At 55.0% G+C, this 20,706-nt stretch carries 19 protein-coding genes; all 19 read left to right on the top strand.

Annotated elements, in window-relative coordinates; translation table 11 throughout:
• Positions 1–14 precede the first annotated feature (14 nt).
• The 19 genes from NSS83_RS08075 (at position 15) to NSS83_RS07985 (ending at position 20,660) form a co-directional block, all read left to right on the top strand.
• Positions 15–1,616: an ABC transporter substrate-binding protein gene (locus tag NSS83_RS08075; RefSeq protein WP_341184894.1), complete on the top strand. Its 1,602-nt coding sequence runs from the start codon at positions 15–17 to the stop codon at positions 1,614–1,616.
• Positions 1,617–1,735: 119 nt separating this feature from the next.
• Positions 1,736–3,016 carry an ArgE/DapE family deacylase gene (locus NSS83_RS08070; RefSeq protein ID WP_341184895.1) on the top strand — a complete coding sequence of 427 codons (1,281 nt, stop codon included), beginning with the start codon at positions 1,736–1,738 and terminating at the stop codon, positions 3,014–3,016.
• Positions 3,017–3,177: 161 nt separating this feature from the next.
• Entirely contained in the window at positions 3,178–4,155 is a 978-nt protein-coding gene (locus NSS83_RS08065; RefSeq protein WP_341184896.1) for an ABC transporter ATP-binding protein, read from the top strand.
• Positions 4,152–5,114: a dipeptide ABC transporter ATP-binding protein gene (locus NSS83_RS08060; protein WP_341184897.1), complete on the top strand. Its 963-nt coding sequence runs from the start codon at positions 4,152–4,154 to the stop codon at positions 5,112–5,114. The genes NSS83_RS08065 and NSS83_RS08060 overlap by 4 nt, the downstream gene beginning before the upstream one ends.
• An 833-nt stretch (positions 5,115–5,947) precedes the next feature.
• Positions 5,948–6,952, top strand: coding sequence for an acyltransferase family protein (locus tag NSS83_RS08055; protein ID WP_341184898.1), 1,005 nt, complete (start codon positions 5,948–5,950; stop codon positions 6,950–6,952).
• A 165-nt stretch (positions 6,953–7,117) separates the two neighbouring features.
• Positions 7,118–8,326, top strand: a complete 1,209-nt coding sequence (locus NSS83_RS08050; RefSeq protein WP_341184899.1) for a D-alanyl-D-alanine carboxypeptidase family protein — start codon at positions 7,118–7,120, stop codon at positions 8,324–8,326.
• Between the two features lie 193 nt (positions 8,327–8,519).
• A complete protein-coding gene (gene spoIIAA / locus NSS83_RS08045) occupies positions 8,520–8,873 on the top strand; it encodes an anti-sigma F factor antagonist (RefSeq protein WP_042138682.1) in 354 nt (117 codons plus the stop codon).
• Positions 8,870–9,325 carry an anti-sigma F factor gene (gene spoIIAB, locus NSS83_RS08040; RefSeq protein ID WP_036698265.1) on the top strand — a complete coding sequence of 152 codons (456 nt, stop codon included), beginning with the start codon at positions 8,870–8,872 and terminating at the stop codon, positions 9,323–9,325. The genes spoIIAA and spoIIAB overlap by 4 nt, the downstream gene beginning before the upstream one ends.
• 11 nt (positions 9,326–9,336) lie before the next feature.
• Complete coding sequence (gene sigF, locus NSS83_RS08035) at positions 9,337–10,092, top strand: RNA polymerase sporulation sigma factor SigF (protein WP_209984211.1); 756 nt, start codon at positions 9,337–9,339, stop codon at positions 10,090–10,092.
• An 812-nt stretch (positions 10,093–10,904) separates the two neighbouring features.
• Entirely contained in the window at positions 10,905–11,438 is a 534-nt protein-coding gene (locus NSS83_RS08030) for an RNA 2'-phosphotransferase (protein ID WP_341348003.1), read from the top strand.
• A 167-nt stretch (positions 11,439–11,605) separates the two neighbouring features.
• Positions 11,606–13,201 carry a sigma-70 family RNA polymerase sigma factor gene (locus NSS83_RS08025; RefSeq protein ID WP_341184901.1) on the top strand — a complete coding sequence of 532 codons (1,596 nt, stop codon included), beginning with the start codon at positions 11,606–11,608 and terminating at the stop codon, positions 13,199–13,201.
• Between the two features lie 141 nt (positions 13,202–13,342).
• Positions 13,343–14,104 carry a metallophosphoesterase family protein gene (locus tag NSS83_RS08020; protein WP_341348717.1) on the top strand — a complete coding sequence of 254 codons (762 nt, stop codon included), beginning with the start codon at positions 13,343–13,345 and terminating at the stop codon, positions 14,102–14,104.
• Positions 14,105–14,189: 85 nt separating this feature from the next.
• On the top strand, positions 14,190–14,795 hold the full coding sequence (locus NSS83_RS08015) for a TetR/AcrR family transcriptional regulator C-terminal domain-containing protein (RefSeq protein ID WP_341184903.1): 606 nt from the start codon (positions 14,190–14,192) through the stop codon (positions 14,793–14,795).
• 133 nt (positions 14,796–14,928) lie between these two features.
• Positions 14,929–16,623, top strand: coding sequence for an oleate hydratase (locus tag NSS83_RS08010; RefSeq protein ID WP_341184904.1), 1,695 nt, complete (start codon positions 14,929–14,931; stop codon positions 16,621–16,623).
• Between the two features lie 70 nt (positions 16,624–16,693).
• Entirely contained in the window at positions 16,694–16,915 is a 222-nt protein-coding gene (locus NSS83_RS08005) for a hypothetical protein (protein ID WP_341184905.1), read from the top strand.
• A gap of 95 nt (positions 16,916–17,010) precedes the next feature.
• Entirely contained in the window at positions 17,011–17,322 is a 312-nt protein-coding gene (locus NSS83_RS08000; protein WP_341018224.1) for a hypothetical protein, read from the top strand.
• 174 nt (positions 17,323–17,496) lie between these two features.
• Entirely contained in the window at positions 17,497–18,555 is a 1,059-nt protein-coding gene (locus NSS83_RS07995) for an iron ABC transporter permease (RefSeq protein WP_341184907.1), read from the top strand.
• 2 nt (positions 18,556–18,557) lie between these two features.
• Positions 18,558–19,592 carry an iron ABC transporter permease gene (locus NSS83_RS07990; RefSeq protein WP_341184908.1) on the top strand — a complete coding sequence of 345 codons (1,035 nt, stop codon included), beginning with the start codon at positions 18,558–18,560 and terminating at the stop codon, positions 19,590–19,592.
• Between the two features lie 27 nt (positions 19,593–19,619).
• Positions 19,620–20,660, top strand: a complete 1,041-nt coding sequence (locus tag NSS83_RS07985; RefSeq protein WP_341184909.1) for an NAD(P)/FAD-dependent oxidoreductase — start codon at positions 19,620–19,622, stop codon at positions 20,658–20,660.
• The last annotated feature ends 46 nt before the right edge of the window (positions 20,661–20,706 follow it).

Raw genomic sequence — 20,706 nt, 5'->3', positions numbered from 1 at the left:
GGGAGGAATTACCGATGAAAAAAGTTAAACTGTTGTCCACACTCGTCGCTTTTTCAATCATGCTTGCCGGATGCGCCAGCAGCGCCAATCCGCAGACCCCTGCTGCCACTTCGGCGGGAACAGATACGGCAGCAACCGCAGCCCCGGTCAAAAAGAACCTGACGGTGGCCTATTCCGAGGGCGGCACCACGCTCGACCCGGCGGAAGCCAATGATCTGACCTCCGATACGCTTGTGCTGGCCGCTTATGATCAGCTGGTCACCTACGGCATCAAGACCGAGAATGGCGCCAGCATCGCCAATACCGAAGATATCAAGCCCATGCTCGCAGAGAGCTGGGAAGTGAATGCTGACAACACGGTGTATACGTTCAAGCTGAAATCCGGCGTGAGCTTCCAGAGCGGCAATCCGGTGGATGCCGAGGCGGTGGCGTATTCTTTTGAACGTGTGGCGAAGTCCAGCTCCGGCAGCTTCCTCTACGGCATGGCTTCCATTAAATCGGTTGCGGTAAAAGACCCTTCGACTGTTGAAGTGACCTTGACGAATGCCAATCATAATTTCCTGCAGATTCTGGCGATGTACACCTTCTCTATCGTGGACCAGAAGACGGTGGAAGCACAGGGTGCAGACTACCTGAAGACGAATGCAGCCGGCTCCGGCCCGTTCAAGCTTACGAAGTGGGACCCGGCTACTGAAGCTGTTTTCACCGCTAATGATAGCTACTGGCAGGGTGCGCCAAGCCTCGGCAAGGTAACTCTGAAGTTCACCAAGGAAGCCTCGAACCGCGTGCTGCTGCTGGGTAAGGGCGATGTAGACATGGCGATTGAGATTCCTCCGAAGGATGTATCCACGCTGGAGAGCAATTCGGCGCTGACGGTCGCTTCCAATGCGAGTAACCGGATTCTGTTCTTCGCCATGAACAACAAGGTCAAGCCGTTCGATAATGTAAAAGTCCGTCAAGCGATCAACTATGCAATTCCTTACGATCAGCTGCTGAGCGGGGTCATGTACGGCCAGGCCAAGCAGATGAAGAGTGCGGTAGCGAGCAACACACCAGGCTTCACCGATGCAGGCTATGTGTATGAGTACAACCTGGACAAGGCCAAGGCGCTGCTGAAGGAAGCAGGCTACGAGAAAGGCTTTGACTTCGACTTCACGCTGGGCTCCGGCTTCGATGACTGGGAAGATGATGCGGTCCTGATCCAGGCTGAGCTGGCCAAAATCGGAGTCAACATGAAGATCAACAAGCTGGCCCGTGCCCAGTTCCTGGAGCAGCAGAAGACCAATAATCTGACCTCTTATATCTCTAAATGGACTTCATTCGTCAATGATCCCGGCTACCACCTCGGCTTCCTGCTGTACGGCAAGGGCTCTTCCAACTATATCAACTACCAGAACGCTGAAGTAGACAAGCTGTGGGAGCAGGCGAACCTGGAGACAGATACGGCGAAGCGCACAGAGCTCTACAAGCAGGCACAGGAGATCATCACGACAGAAGCACCTTGGGCGTATCTCTACGAATATAACCGCATTGTCGGTATGAGCAACAAGATCAGCGGCTACGCCTTTTACCCGGATGAAGTGATCCGTTTCTATCCGCTGTCGATTACAGAATAAGCAGGTTTGGCTAAAAGAGAGCGGACAGGCCCCAGGCTTGTCCCTCTTTGCACAAATTCACAGGACCCTGTGCCTGCTGCATGCAGGGAAGCGGGGTCACAAAGGAGAATTCGTAACCCATGACGGACTGGAAAAGCAAGGTACTGGAGGCCATTGATGCCGGGCAGGAGGAGCTGCTTGCGCTGTGCTCTGAGCTGATCCGATTCCCTTCGGAGAATCCGCCGGGAGATTCGCGGGAGATCAGCGCTTATATTATTAGTTATCTGAAGGAAGCCGGGATCGATACTTCGATCTATCCGGCGACTGAAACCATGTTCAATCTGGTGTCCACACTGGGCGCAGGAGCAGAAGAGCGCACCGGTAAAAAACTGATCTACTGCGGACACACCGATGTCGTTCCGGCGGGAGACCGCTCGCGCTGGGATTTCGATCCGTTCTGCGGCGATATTGTGGACGGCTATCTGCTGGGCAGAGGCGCTTCGGATATGAAAGCGGGGCTGGCCGGGTTAATCTACGTCACTGCACTGCTGTCGAAGCTGGGCGTTCCGCTGCAAGGGGATCTGTCCCTGCTGATCGTGCCTGATGAAGAGACCGGAGGTCATCTTGGAGTTCCCTGGGTGCTGGAGCGCGGCCTGATTACCGGAACCGCTGCGGTGATTGCCGAGCCTTCCGGCCCGCTGAACCCGACCATCGGGCAAAAGGGCAGCTGCTGGTTCGAATTCACCGTCGAAGGCACACCGGGTCACGGCAGCCTGTCGCCAGTGGTTGGAGACAGTGCGATTGTGAAGGCAGCCAAAGGGATTGAAGCCTTACAGCGGCTATGGGATATCAAAGTGGACATTCCCGAGGAAGTCCGGGAGATTATCCGCATCTCGCAGGAGTATGTGAAAGGCAGCGAAGAAAGAGATTCCCTTGCCTATCAGGTATTCGACCATGTGACAGTGAACATCGGAACGATCCAGGGCGGAACCAAGGTGAACGTAGTGGCGGACCGCTGCACGATTCAGGTCGATTCCCGTGTACCCTTCGGGGTAGACTACCGGGATGTGCTGGACCGTGCCCGCTCCCTGCTGCTTGAAGCCGGCATTGAATCCGAGGTCAAGGGCTTTGGCTTCCAGGGCAATGCCAACTGGACCTCTAATGAGGAGCCGGTGGTCAAGGATCTGGTGGAGAGTATCTGTGAGGTAAGCGGCGAAGAAGCCTACGGTGTGCTGCAATGGGCCTCCAGCGATGCGCGCCATTTCCGCAAGCATAACATTCCGGTGCTGCAATATGGCCCGGCCGAGCTGTCAACGATTCATAATTTTAACGAGAAGGCTCCCGTCTGGCAGATTATCCAGTGTGCGAAGGTCTATGCTTTGACGGCGCTTAAATATCTGGGCGTGGAAGAAGAGCAATAAGAAGAGGAATAATTAGTTGGGGCCCCCGCAAAGTACCTGAGTAATCATCGAAGTAAAACATCACTTTGTGGGGATTTTTTTGGGGCCCCCGCAAAGTACCTGAGTAATCATCGAAGCAAAACATCACTTTGTGGGGAGTTTTTATTGGGGGAGATGCAATCATGACAGAACTGCTGGAGGTATCAGGGCTATGCACCGAGTTCCAGACAGCGGCGGGTACGATCCGTGCGGTGGACGGCATCAGTCTGTCAGTGCGCAAGGGAGAGACGCTGGGCATTGTCGGTGAATCCGGCTGCGGCAAAAGCATCACCTCACTCTCCATCATGCAGCTGCTGCCTAAGCGGATCAGCCGGATTGCTTCCGGCCAAATCCGCTTTGAGGGCAAGGATATGCTGGAGATGTCGGTAAAAGAGGTACGGAGCATCCGGGGGAACCGGATTGCAATGATTTTTCAGGAGCCGATGACCTCGCTGAATCCGGTGTTCAAGATCGGGCGCCAGATCTCCGAATCCGCCCGTTATCATCTGAAGCTGAGCAAGAAGGAAGCCGACGCCCGGGCGGTGGAGATGCTGCGCAAGGTAGGAATTCCCCGCCCGGAGAAGATTGCCCAGCAGTATGCCCATCAGCTCTCCGGCGGGATGCGGCAGCGGGTAATGATTGCGATGGCGATGGTCTGTAGTCCCCAGTTGCTCATTGCCGATGAACCGACGACAGCGCTGGATGTGACGATTCAGGCGCAGATCCTTGATCTGATGCGGGATCTGCAAAAGAATGAGGGCATGTCGATCCTGATGATCACACATGATCTGGGAGTCGTTGCCGAGATGTGTGACCGGGTTGTTATTATGTACGCGGGTCAGATTGTTGAGGAGACAGATGTGGCTACTCTGTACAGCCAGCCGCTGCATCCGTATACGCAAGGGCTGCTGGCTTCCCTGCCCCAGCTGGCGGGGGATGAGGAACGCCTCAGCTCGATTCCGGGGCAGGTGCCGAATCCGGCCAGTCTGCCGCCCGGCTGCCGGTTCGCGCCGCGTTGTCCTGTAGCGGTGGACCGCTGCCGGGAGCAGCTCCCGGAGCTGCTTGAAGTGCAGCCGGGCCATACATGCCGCTGTATCCTGCAGCAGGAGGGGATTCTATGACCACATTACTGGAAGTCCGTAATCTGAAAAAGCATTATCCGATCCGCAAAGGCTTCTTCTCTAAGCAGGTCGGTGCAGTCAAAGCCGTTGACGGCATTACCCTATCCGTTGAGCAAGGAGAGACGCTGGCGGTGGTCGGAGAATCCGGCTGCGGGAAGTCGACCACCGGACGGGCTATTCTGCGGCTGATTGAGCCGACAGAAGGCGAGATTATGTTCGCCGGAACCGATGTGCGCAGCCTGAATACCGAGCAGCTCCGCAAGTTTCGTACCGATATGCAAATGGTGTTCCAGGACCCTTATGCTTCGCTCGACCCCCGCTGGACTGTCCAGCGCATTCTGGAGGAACCGCTCCGTACCCACGGATCGGCTCCCGCCGGCGAGCTGCGAAGCAGGGTCGAGCAGCTGATGGAGGTGGTGGGCCTGTCCCCCTATCAGGCTCACCGTTTTCCCCATGAATTCTCCGGCGGCCAGCGGCAGCGGATCGGGATTGCCCGTGCGCTTGCGCTGAATCCGAAGTTCATTGTCTGCGATGAGCCGGTATCGGCACTGGATGTCTCCATCCAGGCTCAGGTATTGAATCTGATGCAGGATCTGCAGGAGCAATACGGCCTTACTTATATGTTCATTTCGCATGACCTGTCGGTTGTCAAGTTCATCAGCGACCGGGTGGCGGTCATGTACCTGGGGCGGATTGTCGAGCTTGCGCCGACGAAGGCGCTCTTTGCAAAGCCGCTGCATCCTTATACGCAGGCGCTGATGTCTGCCGTTCCGGTACCGAATCCGGGACTGAAAAAGCAGCGCATCGTCCTGACCGGGGATGTTCCGAACCCGGAGACACCGCCCACGGGCTGTGCCTTCCACCCCCGTTGTCCACATGCGATGGACCGCTGCAAGTCGGAAGCGCCGCTGCTGCGGGAGCTGGATTCAGGCCATCAGGTGGCCTGTCATCTGTATTAAGCTATATTATGGGCCATCCGGCAGCGGGTGGCCCTTGCTTTTGCTGGATGCCAGGCTACTGATGCCAGGCTACTGATGCTACGCCATTCTAACGCACGAACCACGCAATTCAATTCCGGACTAACCACACTCCGCCAGCTTAACGCTTCCTCCGGCACTAAGTGCTCAGCGCTCCCCACCTTCCAATCAACACTCCTGGTACTCATTAATCAGCGCCTCCAGTACCAAATCGAACAACCGATCACATTCGGCGCTGTGGAGGCGCGTGATCCAAATGTAATCGAAAAACCGATTACATTCGGCGCTACGGAGGCGCGTGGTCCAAATGTAATCGAAAAACCGATCACATTCGGGGCTACGGAGGCGCATGGTCCAAATGTAATCGAAAAACCGATCACATTCGGGGCTACGGAGGCGCGTGGTCCAAATGTAATCGAAAAACCGATTACATTCGGCCACTACGGAGGCGCGTGGTCCAAATGTAATCGAAAAACCGATCACATTCGGCGCTGCGAAAGCGCGTGGTCTAAATGTAATCGAAAAACCGATTACATTCGGCCTCCCGCCTCCTGCTTTCTGCACCCTACCTGCCGCTTTTCCTGCCCGCTACGTCACCGGCAACATCGCCGGACTTTAGCCCTATTTGTAGGCCGGATAGGACAGCGTCCCCCATCTAGGCAGAATGACTTATTTTTACAGAGTCTGCTCCGTTGTTAAGGGAATATTCTTTCAGAAATACCACTGAAATGTTTCATCGAAGTTTGAAAATAAAAGCAAACCCTTTTATAATTACTTTAAATTACAACTGATATGGGAGGAGATGGGAGGAGACAGTGAATAAACCACGCGAATTATGGATTGATGCCGCCAAGGGATTCAGTATTATTTTTGTCGTTATGGGCCACTCGGGCGATGCGGCAGCGAACCATTATTTGTCCTGGTTCCGGATGCCTTTGTTCTTCATGTTAAGCGGGCTGCTGTTTAAGCCGGTCGAACCCGGACGTTATCTGCGCTGGGCGGTGAAGCGGACACGGGGGCTGATGACTCCTTATTTTGCCTACGGACTCCTGATTGCGGCAGTGCTGCTAGTGTTCAACCTGAATCTTAAGGGGTTCGCAGAGAATGTGGCGAGGCTGCTCTACGGGGGATTGTCGCTTACGGGTCCTTACGGGGTGTTCTGGTTCATCACCTGCCTGCTGTTCACCCAGCTGCTGTTCGGATATATCGTCCGTTATTCCCGCAGCATCCAATTTCTCCTTATTGCCTCTGCTTACCTCCTCTCTCATGTGATCTCTCTTACCACGCTCAAGAACTTCAACCTCCCCTGGAATATAGATGTGTCGCTGCTCGCCATCACTTATTATGCCATTGGCTTCTACGGCAAACAGGTGATCCCTGCGCTGATCCGCCGCTATTCGGCGCTCCTGGTGCTGCTCCCGTTATGCGGCCTTGTACTGCTGCTGGAGCGGACGGGTGTCATTCAATACAGCCTGAATATGAAATACAAGGAGTATACCTCGCTGGTGCTGGATCTCGCGGTTCCGCTGCTGGTCTCGTTGACCATTTGCGCCGGGGTGTACCGGCTGGTACAGCTTGTTCCGCTTGATTGGATGGGCAGCCTGGGCCGCAACTCTATTGCGATCATGTACCTGCATCTGCCGCTGAATTACAGCCTGAAATATCTGCTTGGCGCGGATTACGGGCTGATCCCCTTTACACTGATCGGGGTGGGCGTGCCGCTGCTCGTAGCCATGTGGGCTGTGCGCTCTCCGGTACTCTCCAGACTCTATCTCGGGCATAAGGGCGGGAGCCGTCCGGTGTCCAGAAGCGTCAGCTGACCATTTAATCCAATCTAACCTGAGCAGAAGTTCTCTTAAGGATCGGTGACGAACCTTGGGAGGCTTCTTTTTTTCTGCGCTGAAATGGAATAATTTCCTGCCATTCTGACGAAACTGGAACACAGTACCTGTGAAATGAAGGTTAAGTTCAGGAGGGGAACCATTGTGAGGAAAATTCGTTATGTAACGCTTGTGCTGTGCATTGCTGTGTCGGTTCTGGGAGGCGCTACAGGAGCCTGGGCCGAGGAAAAAGCCAAAGGCACCGCAAATTCCGGCAATGCCGGAGGGGCGGCTGCGGAGCTGGCACCGGGGGCGCGTTCTGCCATTCTTATGGATGCCAGCACGGGCACGGTCATCTATGAGAAGAACAGCCATGATAAACTTCCGCCGGCCAGTATCACCAAGATTATGACCATGCTGCTGACCGTGGAGGCGCTGGACGAGGGCAGACTGCAGCTGACCGACAAGGTGCGGACCAGCGAGTATGCGGCATCGATGGGCGGTTCGCAGATATTCTTAGAGCCGGGTGAGGAAATGACGGTGGACGATATGCTGAAGGGCATCGCGATGGCCTCCGGCAATGATGCTTCCGTAGCGATGGCGGAGAAAATCGCCGGCTCGGAGAGTGCCTTCGTTGATCTCATGAACCAGAAGGCGCAGGACCTGGGCCTGAAGGATACTCATTTTGCCAACTGTAACGGCCTGCCGGCTGCGAATCATTATTCCTCCGCGCATGATATTGCCGTCATTAGCCGGGAGCTGCTGAAGCATGAGCAGATTATCAAATACACCGGCTCTTATCAGGATTACCTGCGCAAGGATTCCACCAAGCCGTTCTGGCTGGTCAACACCAATAAGCTGGTGCGGTTCTACACGGGGGCGGATGGACTGAAGACGGGATATACGTCCGAGGCGAAATTCTGCCTGTCCGCGACGGCGGCCAGAGACGGTCTGCGCGCTGTAGCGGTTGTGCTGGGCGAGCCGAATACCAAGACCCGCAACAGCGAGGTCTCGGCGATGTTTGACTACCTCTTTTCCCAATATAAATTGCATACGATTCACAAGGAAGGCGACACCATCGGCACGGTAAGGATTGAGAAGGGCGTGAAGTCACAGCTGCCGCTGGTAGCGAAGGAAGACTATAGTGTCCTGCTCCGCAAAGGAGTGACCCAGGAGGGCATCCGCCACGAGCTTGTGCTGAATGAGCAGGTGAAGGCTCCGGTGGCCGAAGGCCAGACGGTCGGCAAGCTGGTGGTTTACCAGGGAACCGCTGTCCTGAAGGAATATGAGCTGAAGGCAGGCGAGCCAATCGCTAAGGCGGGCTGGTGGAAGCTGTTTAAGCGGGCAACAGGCGCTATGTTCACGAAGGATTAAGGCCGCAGCCGGTTCAAGCTTGTTTGTTCCTTTTTGTAGATTGAACTAGGGGCTTTGTGTAAGTTCTTAGGGGTTTTCTTCTAGTTTTGTCGTGAGGCAGGAATCCTCAATTGCGGTGTAGAAACCTTGTCCTTGTAGGGGAAAGAATTGTTACAGGGCGGTTGTCCAAGCAACGAAGAGGAGAGTGGCAAGCATGAATTCTCATGTGGAGATGGAGCATCACCGGGGTGTGCTGATTGTCCGGTTGTCCGGAGAACTGGACCATCACGCAGCCGATTATGTACGTATGGATATGGATGAAGCAATTATGCGGGGCCAGGTGGAGCATCTGATCCTGAGTCTGAAGGAGCTGCAGTTCATGGACAGCTCGGGTCTCGGAGTGATTCTGGGGCGGTACAAGCTGATCCGCAGTAAGGGCGGCAAAATGGCAGTCTGCGATGCCACAGCGCCAGTGAAGCGCCTGCTGGAAATGTCGGGCCTGTTCAAAATCATGCCCCTATATGACAACGAGAGCGCTGCACTCTCGGATTTGGAGGTCGCGTTATGACTAGTAGCGAAGCCCGTAACTTCATGAGTGTCCAGTTTGCTGCGCTGTCGGAGAATGAATCGTTCGCGCGTGTGGTAGTGGCTGCCTTTGTCTCCCGGCTCGATCCGACGATGGAGGAGCTGAATGACCTGAAGACGGTAGTCTCGGAGGCCGTCACCAATTGTATTATTCACGGTTATGACAGTGATCCCGCAGGCGTTGTCAGTATATCCGCTTCACTCGATAATGAGACCGTGCACCTGACGATTGAGGATAAGGGCCGGGGCATTGAGGATCTGGAGCTGGCCCAGCAGCCGCTGTATACCTCGAAGCCGGAGCTGGAGCGGTCAGGTATGGGCTTCACCATTATGGAGAATTTCATGGATGAATTCGAGGTTATCAGCGAACCGGGACGCGGAACCTCAATCTCCATGAAGAAAACCATCGTCTCGAAAAAAGCTTTATACAATTAGGGGTTGGAGCCATGGAAGCAGAATCAAAAAAAGCTCCGCCGACCTATTTGGACGATGCGGAGGTCAAACGTCTAATCGCGCTCAGTCAAGCAGGGGACCATACGGCCCGCGACACGCTGGTCAACTGCAATATCCGCCTCGTCTGGTCGGTGGTGCAGCGGTTTATGAACCGCGGATACGAACCGGATGATTTGTTCCAGATCGGCTGTATCGGACTGCTGAAGTCCGTTGATAAATTCGACCTCAGCTATGAGGTCAAGTTCTCCACCTATGCGGTGCCGATGATTATCGGTGAGATCCAGCGGTTCCTCCGCGATGACGGCACGCTTAAGGTCAGCCGCTCGCTGAAGGAGATGGCCAACAAGGTGCGCAAGATGAAGGATGAGATGTCCAAAACGCTCGACCGCCTCCCGACCATCGGTGAAGTGGCCGAAGCGCTGGGCGTCACGCCCGAAGAAATCGTCTTCGCCCAGGAGGCCAACAAGCCGCCGACTTCGATCCACGAGACCGTCTTCGAGAACGACGGCGATCCGATCACGCTGATCGACCAGATCGCCGACGAGTCGCAGGAGCGCTGGTTCGATAAGCTGGCCTTGAATGAGGCCATCGGTGCGCTAACCGAGCGCGAGCGTCTGATCGTGTATCTGCGCTATTACCGCGATCAGACCCAGTCCGAAGTCGCCAGCCGCCTCGGCATCTCGCAGGTGCAGGTGTCGAGGCTGGAGAAGAAGATCCTCGCGAACATCCGCGAGCAGATTGCGCAGTAAGGGTTAAGGCTGGTGCGCAGCCCGCCTCGTGCAGCCGTCGCTGATAAGCAGCAGCGGGTGGCGTATACTGCGGAGTGGCATCGGTTGCAGCGGGTATGTTGCAACATGTAGGTTGCGGTAACAACTCAGCGTGCTCCGGTACAGCAAGGAGCATTGCAGCAGGCAGGAAGCCCGGCCGCCCAGCGGCAGGGTCCGTGTGGAGCATGGTTAGGTAAGTAATGTACAGTGACGGGTGCAAGGGGCCGCCCCTAGAGGGGCGGCTTTTTGCGTGCGCTCACAGCCCCATCCGCCACGATCTTTGTACCGCGACGGCTCCCTTGCCTGAGCTATACAGAGACCGGATTAGTTTAAGGTCAGTGCTGAGATAGCTGCTTAGCTAGAATGCTCTATAATGCATAGCTGAGAAGTGTGTGGTGGACTCAGATTCCGTTATTCGGCCCAAATGTCTCTTTTTAGAGCTGAACCGGACACAGATTCCGTTATCCTGCCTGTACGGCACCTAATAAGCGGAATCCAGCCCAATAACGGCTTCTGAGTCCGCGTATTTCATATATCCGCCGGATTAGCGGAAATAGCGGAATGTCAGTCCGTCCGCCGGATTAGCGGAAATAGCGGAATGTCAGTCCGCTTTCGTAGCCGATGGAGCCTCAGATGGAGCCCCACCCCGAGGGAACCCGCCGATGGAACCCCGGATGCTCTTGCGCATGGTTATACCTGAAGCTTCACATATGCTAAACTAGGCTAAACTTGTAACAATCGATGATTGCGGCAACTAACTAATGATCCCAAATGACTATGGAGGACTAAACCCGATGGATTATGCAAAGCTCAGCAAAGAGGTCTCCTACGCCCTGCGTCATGCGCCGTGGGAATATGAACTGGAATTGGATGAACAGGGGTGGGTGGATATTGAACAGCTGCTCCACGCGCTGCATCAGGACAAGAAGTGGGAAACAGTCGGTGCAGAGGATCTGGACAAAATGATCGCAGCATCGGATAAGCAGCGGCATGAGCTTGCGGAGGGCAGAATAAGGGCACTGTATGGTCACTCGGTCCCGCAAAAAATAATCAAGCAGGCTGAAACGCCGCCCCCTATTTTGTACCACGGAACAGCCAGGGAGTGGGTAGAGACGATTCTGCACGAAGGACTGAAACCAATGAAGAGGCAGTATGTTCATTTCTCGGTGGATACGGCTACAGCCAAGCTGGTGGGAGGGCGCAAGGATTCAAGTCCTGTAATCTTAACCATCGATGCCGGGCGGGCCGCACAGGAAGGAATCAAGTTCTACCACGGAAATCATAATATTTGGCTCGCGGACTATATTCCGCCCGAATTCATTGCTTAATTAACAAAAGCGCTCCAGCCAGCCAGTTCACGGCTTGCGGGACGCTTTTATTAATAACGAGTGTTCACAAATCTCTTCTTAAGCCTTATTTGTAACCTTTTTCTCCCTTGATGGCACTTAGTAATGTAACGTGATAAACACTTACAGAAATGAGGTTCGGTAGACGGATGCAACAGTGGATTGAACAAGCGCAGAAGGGCGATGCCGAAGCCTTCCGGGAGCTTAGCGGGCATGTGCGGGGGATGGCTTACGTAGTGGCCTACGATATGCTCCGGGATGTACAGCTCGCGGAAGACGCGGTGCAGGAAGCCTTGCTGGAGGCATATATGAATCTTGGCAGCCTTCAAGAGCCGGCCGCGTTCCCGGGATGGTTCAAAACGATCGTGGTCAGGCAATGCCACCGGCTGCTGCGGCGCAAGACAGAGACAATATTGCCTCTGGAAGCAGCGGAGCAGGTTGCCGGGTCATCCCCCGGCGCGGAGGAGATTGTTGAATACCGGGAATGGACACAGGTGCTGCACAAGTCAGTGGCGGAATTGTCCGCTAAGCTGCGGGTACCGCTGCAATTGTTCTACTTCTACGGGTATTCGCTTCAGGAGATTTCCGTGTATCTGGGTCTTCCCGCCGCTACGCTGAAGAAAAGGCTATATGACGGCAGACGCAAGCTGAAGGGCGCTTTACCTGTTGCCGATCTGGCTGCTGCATTTCATCTGTTACATGAAGGGGGAGCACGTATGCTGCATATTGTGAATGGTGATACGGTGGGAGATAAGCTGAAACGGGGAATTGTCCAGGGGGAGGTGCTGGTGTGGAGAGAGATCTATTCGGCGGGGCCGGTCTTCACCGATCCGGCGGCAGAGCAGAATCGGCTGCTGCGGGCTGAGGTGCTACAGGCCACGATGGGCATTCCGGCGGATGAATATCGGGCAGGCTGCGAGGAGCAGGAGCGCAGAATTAGCGGATTCCGCCAGTATGATGAGGTGGTGCTGTGGTTCGAGCATGATCTGTTTGACCAGAGTATGCTGGCCTATCTATTACACTGGTTCAATGGGCAAAAGCTGGGCAACACGAAATTGAGCCTGCTCTGCATCGGAGAATTCCCCGGGATTCAGCGGTTCCATGGTCTGGGACAGCTGACGGAAGCCCAGCTTAGCACCCTGCAGGGAACCTGGCGGAACATTGGCCGCAAGGAGCTGGAGCTGGGGAGCCTGCTGTGGGAGGCATACGCGGCTGCCGATCCCCGCGAGCTGGCGGATCTGCTTGCGGGGAAGCGGGAGGAGCTGGCGGGGGGCGCGCTTGCTTTTGCCTATGATGCCTTCATGGCCCATCTCTCCCGCCTGCCTTCCGTAGAAAATGGACTTGGTATTGTCGAACAGACCACTCTCCAAGCTGTAGCTGGCGGTATGGATACGCCGCTTAAGCTGTTCCGTCAGGTTACGGATGAGTTGCACCGGCTTGGCATGGGCGATACGGAATACTGGAAGGTCCTGCGCACACTTACAGCCGGGGAGAGGCCTCTGCTTGAGATCGATGGTGCAACAGAGCTGACAGATTACAGGGAGTTACCGGAATTCCTGCACCGCAGCGTTACGCTGACTGGATGGGGAGAGCAGGTGTTGAACGGAGCATCCGACCGGCTACAGCTGCAAAGTATCGATGAATGGTACGGCGGCCTGCATCTGAAGGGGCGTGACTTCCCTTGGCGCTGGGATCGTACTGCGGGACGGCCTGTACAGCACCCTTCATCCGCGCTGAAGGAATAGAATGTAACTAAGAGGTTTCCCTGCTAAGCTGAATGCTTGGCGGGTGAACCTCTTTTTGTGTTATTGAGTACGCTTTATGCCTTATGAGTGCGCCTCATGCCTATATAGTATAATAAATACTCCAGATAAACACAGTTGCAAGTGAAGAAGGAGGAGAGCGGCATCAGAACATTAGTGGTCAGTGACATCCACGGCTGCATAGAGGAATTCAACCTGCTGCTCCGCCGGGCGGAGTATAACCCCTCCAGGGATCAATTGATCCTGCTGGGCGATTATGTGGACAGGGGGCCGGACAGCAGAGCGGTCGTGGAACGGGTGAAGCGGCTTGCCGAGGCGGAGGGGGTTATTGTGCTGCGGGGCAACCATGATCAGATGGCCTGCGATGCGCTGGCGGGAGAGGATGACAAGCGGGATACCCACTGGATTACGAACGGGGGCTTCCACACCCTGCTGAGCTATTGCGGAGGCAGGGATTCGGTGCTGCTGCACCCGGATTCAGGCTGGAGGGATTATACGGAGATGAAGCAGTTCATGCGCACCGAGTATAAGGAGCACCTGGATTTCCTGAATTCGCTGCCCTATTACTATGAGACGGAGACCCATCTGTTCGTTCATGCGGGCATTGATCCATCCCTTGCCGACTGGCGGACCCAGCGGGAGTATGATTTTATCTGGATTCGGGAGCCTTTCTACAATCATCCTGTTACTTCTACGGTGAAGACGGTTGTATTCGGCCATACCTCTACGGTAGATCTGCAGGACGGGGCAGGCGTCTGGTTCAGTCCGCTGGGTGACAAAATAGGCATCGACGGCGGCTGTGTATACGGGGAGCAATTGAATTGCCTGGAGATTAGCGAAGCCGGATATAAGACCTATGCCGTTCGGCTTGGCGAGCGGGAGTAATAAGAGCTCTGAGTCAGACGGGGTGAAAACAAACCCGCAATTGGTTATAATTGGAATATCAAATCTGAATGCTCAGGAGGAAGAGATGTCCAATTCCCTTTTAACGAAGAACGCGTTAGCCCGGTCCCTGAAGAAGCTAATGCTCACAAGGCCGCTGAATAAAATAACGATCCAGCAGCTTACGGCGGATTGCGGGGTGACCCGCCATACGTTTTATAATCATTTTCAGGATATCTATCAGCTGCTCGGCTGGATCTACAAGTCAGAAGTGATTGAAGGACTGGACCAATACTGCTGCTGGGCGGGCTGGAAGCAAGGGTTCTTAAGCGTCCTGCGTTACACCGTAAATAACAAAACCATCTGTCTGAACACCTTCCATTCGCTGGGGCGCGAGCATCTGGAAGAGTTCCTGTACGGGGTGATTTACCGCGTCATGATCAGCGTAGTGGAGGAGCTGGACGGGCAGGCGTGGCCTGGACAGGAGCAGATCCCAGAGCCAGTGAGAATGCAGGCCAGACTGGATATAGCCGATTTCTACACACTGGCCATCCTTGAACAGGTGATCCACTGGCTCAGAGCAGGCGCAAATACAGATCCGGCTGGAGTGGTGGATAAGGTATCAAGGATTATGGACGGATGCATTGCCCGGGGACTAGAACATTATCAGACTGCGGTGCATCCGGCGAAGTAATGACACAATATCCTGCGGATGTGTAATCCCTAGACAGTTGCGTCCGGCTGTCCATAGAATCCCTGGTTCACGGTGGGTATAGTGAAGGCAGTTAGCAGGCACTTATCCCCTGATCAAGGAAGGAAGAGGACACATGGGTACATATCAAAGAATTCATCCGCAGGTACAAGAAGGCATCGCTTCACGCAAGGCATATCTCGTCGGAGGAGGAATCGGCTCCCTGTCGGCGGCGGCATTCCTGATCCGTGACGGGCACATGCCCGGCCGGAATATTCATATTCTGGAGCAATCATCGATATACGGCGGTTCAATGGACGGGGCGGGTAATGCCAAGGACGGCTACAGCGCCCGGGGCGGACGCGAGATTGAAGAGCACTTCGAATGCTTCATGGAGCTGTTCGGCTTCATCCCTTCCCTGACCAATCCGGACCGGACGGTACTGGATGAATTCCGGGAGCTGAACCTGGCAGAACCGATTGAATCGCATTGCCGTCTGGTCGAAAAGCAAGGCACCCCCGCCGACTTCTCCTCACTTGGACTCTCAACCGCACACGCCCTGCAATTAGGCAAGCTGACGCTGGCTACCGAAGAGAGACTGGGCGCGGTGACAATTGAGCAGTTTTTTGATCCGAGCTTCCTGGAGACGAATTTCTGGTATTTCTGGCGCTCCATGTTCGCCTTCGAGAACTGGCATAGTGTGGTTGAAGTCAAGCGTTACATGGAACGGTTCATGCACCTGATCTCCGGGATGAACCAGCTGAAGGGGATTCTGCACACTGAATACAACCAGTTCGACTCGCTGATCCTGCCGCTGATGAAGTGGCTGGAGCGTGAGGGCGTTCATTTTGACAAAGGGCACCAGGTCACGGATCTGGAGCTTGATATCAACGGGGATGAGAAGGTTGTAACCGCGATTCAGGTGCTTGTGAACGGTTCGCCGAAGATCATTCCGGTGACGCGCGGGGATTTGGTCATGGTCACGAACGGCTCAATGACAGAGAATTCTACGCTTGGCGATCTGGACCATCCGGCGGTGCTGAACCGCTCTCTGACTGAGCGCGGCTGCTGGAGCCTATGGGAGAAGCTTGCTGCTAAATCTCCGGATTTCGGCCGTCCCGAGGTGTTCTGCGGGGATATCGACAAGTCCAAATGGCTGTCGTTCACGATGACTTTTACCGATGATGAGATTGTATTCCCTTATCTGCTGGAGCTGACGGGAGATGCTCCCGGCATGGGCGGCGTGGTGACGATCAAAGATTCCAGCTGGATGATGTCCTGGACCGCACCGAAGCAGCCGCATTTCATCAACCAGCCGGACAATGTGAAGGTGCTGTGGGCGTATGGCCTGTTCCCGGATGCCGAAGGCGACTATATTAAGAAAAAAATGAGCGACTGCACCGGACGCGAGCTGCTGGAGGAACTGTGCTACCATATGGGGCTTGCGGACCGCATTCCCGAGATTCTGGAGCATACCACCAACGTCATCCCTTGTATGATGCCTTATATCACTGCACAGTTCATGCCGCGCGTGCTTGGTGACCGTCCGCAGGTCGTGCCGCAGGGCAGCGTGAATCTGGCCTTCCTCGGCCAGTTCGCCGAAGTGCCGGACGACTGCGTGTTCACCGTGGAGTATTCGGTCCGCTCCGCAATGATGGCTGTCTACAATCTGCTCGCGCTGGACAAAGAGGTGATTCCCGTCCATCCGAGCAAATATGATGTCCGTGTGCTGCTGACCGCGCTCCGCACCTGTCTGGGTAACAAGCCGCTGCCGCTCGATAAGACGCTCGGTGAGCTGCTGGCGGGAACGGTACTTTCGAAATTGATCTAGCTGCCAGCTTTCGACAGGATTCGTCCGCAGATTATGATATATTTAGCTAAAATTTCTGCGGAGGAACCTGATGAAGAGAATTTTGAGCCGGATCGCACTTGCACTGCTGCTTATGACCTTTGCAGCCATTGTATTGTGCTTCTATTTCAACCAGTTTAGCTATGCCTATGGTCTGATTGTAGTGCTGCTGTTGATCTTTGGTGCCATGGGCCAGCTCTATAAGCTGAAGAATGATGAATATATGTACTCCAAGCTGAACAGGAGAGACGAGTACGAGGATTACACGAGGTAGCTGATTCCGCAGCCCAGGCATGCCAGGAGTCCGGCAGACATAGGATGGTAATAAGCAAGCGCTCTACCATTCAGCCACTGCAGGAGGAGAATCGAGTGAACGAGAGACTGGCAGCTGTTATTCTGCGGATTGATGCTATTGCTACAGATATTCTTGTACCTCTGCGGCGCAAGATCATTAATGAGGCAGCTATGCTTCAGCTCTATGAGGCACTGGATGAGACGTATGCTCTGATGGAGCATGAGCGGCAGATTGACCGGGAGCTTGCGGCCATCCTCTTCCTGCTCTATTCACAGCTGGTAACCCAATCGAATTACGTCTATGACAAAAGCCTCTTCGTGCCGCATATCGGCAAGCTGCAAGGGTACATCCGCAAAATATTCGGCGGTACGCTTCAGAATGTATAGAACTCAACTACCAGCTAATCTGACAGCCTATGCTCCAGCTACATCTCTAACAGGATGGAACCGGGAGGATAGGCTGTTTTATTTTATTTTTTTGTCCATTGCCAAACCTTGACCTGTTCCATTACAATATTATAATGATAATGAGAATCAATTTCAAAGAAACAGGTGACATTCATGAATCAACAGGCAGTGTCCGGGAGCGGGCTGGATGAGAAGGCCAAGCGGCTCAAGCTGCGGTCCCGTCCTTGGGCGGCAACACTAATTCTTATAGGCGGTCTTATTGTGCTGGCGCTTGGTATCGCTATATCCGTATCGTTCGGGGCCGCAGATATTAAGCTGTCGGTCGTATGGACCGCAGTCTTTCATTTCAATCCCGAGATTACCGACCATCAGATCATCCGCGAGCTTAGACTGCCGCGTGTGCTGGGCGGTGTAATGGTGGGAGCCAGCCTCGCTGTGGCAGGGGCTATTATGCAAGGGATGACCCGCAATCCGCTGGCGGATTCGGGACTGATGGGCATTAACTCCGGCGCAGGCTTTGCGCTGGCGGTCTGCTTTGCCTTTTTTCCGGGATTGCCGTTCATGTATCTTATTCTCTATTCCTTCGTTGGCGCCGGAGCGGGAGCGGGAATTGTCTATGGAGTAGGCTCACTGGCGAAGGGCGGGCTAACCCCGGCCAGGCTTGTATTGGCAGGTGCTGCCCTCAGTGCGCTGCTCTCGGCGCTAAGTGAAGGCATCGCCCTGTATTTCCGGATCGGACAAGATCTCGCCTTCTGGTATGCCGGCGGTCTGGCCGGAACGAAGTGGTTCCAGCTGCAGATCATGTCTCCATGGGTGATAGCGGCTATCCTCGGAGCCATTGTGCTGTCCCGTTCGATTACGATGCTCAGCCTGGGTGAGGATATTGCCAAGGGGCTTGGACAGCGTACAGGGCTGGTGAAATTAGCGGGTACGCTAATTGTTCTGATTCTGGCCGGAGCCTCGGTAGCTGTAGTGGGAGCTGTAGGGTTTGTCGGCCTGATCATTCCCCATCTGACCCGCTATCTGGTCGGTGTGGATTACCGCTGGATTATTCCCTGCTCTGCGGTGCTGGGTGCGCTGCTGGTGGTCGGGGGCGATCTGACGGCCCGGATGATCAATCCGCCGCATGAAACGCCGGTAGGTGCGATTATAGCGCTGATTGGCGTGCCGTTCTTCCTGTATCTGGCCCGAAAAGAAAGAAGGGAGCTGTAAAGATGCAGAGCCATAAGATAATCTCTTCAGAAGATGCAAGGCGTAAGCATGGCCTGAGGGTGATCGCCGTGCTGGCTGTTCTGATTGTGATCATGTTCATTATAAGTGTAAATACAGGATACATAAGACTTACCCCGCTTGAGCTGCTGGATACGTTGTTCGGTAAGGGGACGGACAAGCAGGAGCTGATTCTGTTCCAGTTCCGCCTGCCGCGGATTGTCATTTCTCTGTTAATTGGTACCGCACTTGCCGTATCCGGCGCAGTGATGCAGGGGGTTTTCCGCAATGATCTGGCCGATCCGGGTATTCTCGGCATTAATGCCGGAGCCGGACTGATGGTCATGCTGCTGATCTCCTTCTATCCTACGACCTCGGCGGCACCGGTCTATCTGTTGCCTGTGGTAGCCTTTGCCGGGGCAGCCTGCACTGCCGCTCTGATCTACAGTCTTGCCTACAAGCGGCATCAGGGCATTTCCCCGATCCGGCTGCTGCTTACCGGGGTCGCAGTGGCGGCAGGCATGAGCGCGGCGATGATCGTGCTGACGCTTCGCCTAGACCCTGATAAGTATCAGTTCGTGGCTACCTGGCTGGCGGGCAGCATCTGGGGCACAAGCTGGAAGTTTGTCTTGTCCCTGCTGCCTTGGATCGTGATTCTCCTGCCTTATGTCATCTACAAGGCACGGGTGATGAATGTACTTAATCTGGGCGAGCAGACAGCGACAGGACTCGGAGCTAATGTGAGCAGAGAGCAGTTCCGCCTGCTGGCAGCAGCGGTGGGCCTTGCGGCCTCCAGCGTAGCGGTCAGCGGCGGCATCGGTTTCGTCGGGCTGGTCGGCCCGCATCTGGCACGGCGGCTGGTTGGACCGAAGCATCAGCTGATGCTGCCCGCCTCCGCGCTGATCGGCGCGCTGCTTGTCATTGCGGCGGATACGATCGGGCGGCGGATTCTGCAGCCGTCCGAGATTCCTACCGGCATAGTGGTAGCTGTCATCGGCGCTCCATACTTTCTGTATCTTCTGGCCCGTACCAAATCTTAAATACAACCAGACCTTGGAGGGATATCAATGAATGAATCAATGGAATTATACGATGTGACCATTATTGGCGGCGGGCCCGCAGGCATGTATACAGCGTTCTATAGCGGAATGAGGGATCTGAAGACCAAGCTGATTGAAGCGAAAGATGAGCTGGGCGGCAGAATGCTGATTTATCCTGAGAAAATGATCTGGGATGTCGGAGGAGTGACACCTATTCTCTGCCGCCAGTTAATTGACCAGCTGGCAGAGCAGGCACGCACCTTCGATCCTACACTTGTATTCGGACAGCAGATTGTTCACCAGGCCCGCCAAGAGGACGGAACGTATATTCTGACCTCAGCCACAGGCGAGCAGCACTGGACCCGTACCGTTATTCTCACCATCGGATACGGTATTCTGCAGATGGCGAAGCTTGAGATTGAAGGAGCGGACCGCTATGAGGTTACGAACCTGCACTACACGGTACAGGAGCTGGAGCCCTTCCGCGGCAAGCGGGTGCTGATCTCGGGCGGCGGCGATTCGGCAGTAGACTGGGCGAATGAGCTGGAGGGGATTGCCGCCAGTGTAACCGTGGTACACCGCCGGGAGCAGTTCGGCGGGCATGAGAAGAATATTGCCCGGATGAAGGCCTCCTCGGTGGATGTGCGAGTGCCTTGTGCGGTAAGCCAGCTGCACAGCAGTGACGGAGAGCAGATCGATCAGGTGACCGTCTGCCATATTCAGACCGGAGAGCATGAGCAGCTTGAGGTCGATGCCGTCATTGTCAACCACGGGCTGAGAAGCGACTTCGGTCCGCTGAAGGACTGGGGGCTGGATATGGGAGAATGGTGTGCGAACGTCAGCGGGAAGCTGGAGACCAATCTCCCGGGTATTTTCGCTGCCGGGGACTTCGTGGATTATGAGAGCAAGGTGAGGCTCATCGCCGGAACATTCACCGACGCAGTGCTTGCCTTGAACAGTGCGAAGCTGTACATGGACCCTACCGCTGAGAAGGTAGCCTACGTCTCCTCTCATAATGACCGGTTCAAGGAGAAGAACAAGGCGCTTGGCGTAGTAGATAACCACTAGCATTCCTACTTCAGTGATGCCAGCAAGTGTACCTGCGGTATGTCAT

This window comes from Paenibacillus sp. FSL H3-0469, from assembly GCF_038051945.1.
Classification (GTDB): domain Bacteria; phylum Bacillota; class Bacilli; order Paenibacillales; family Paenibacillaceae; genus Paenibacillus_AQ.
Note: the sequence above shows the minus strand (reverse complement) of the source record. Positions and strands in the feature narration are given on the sequence as shown.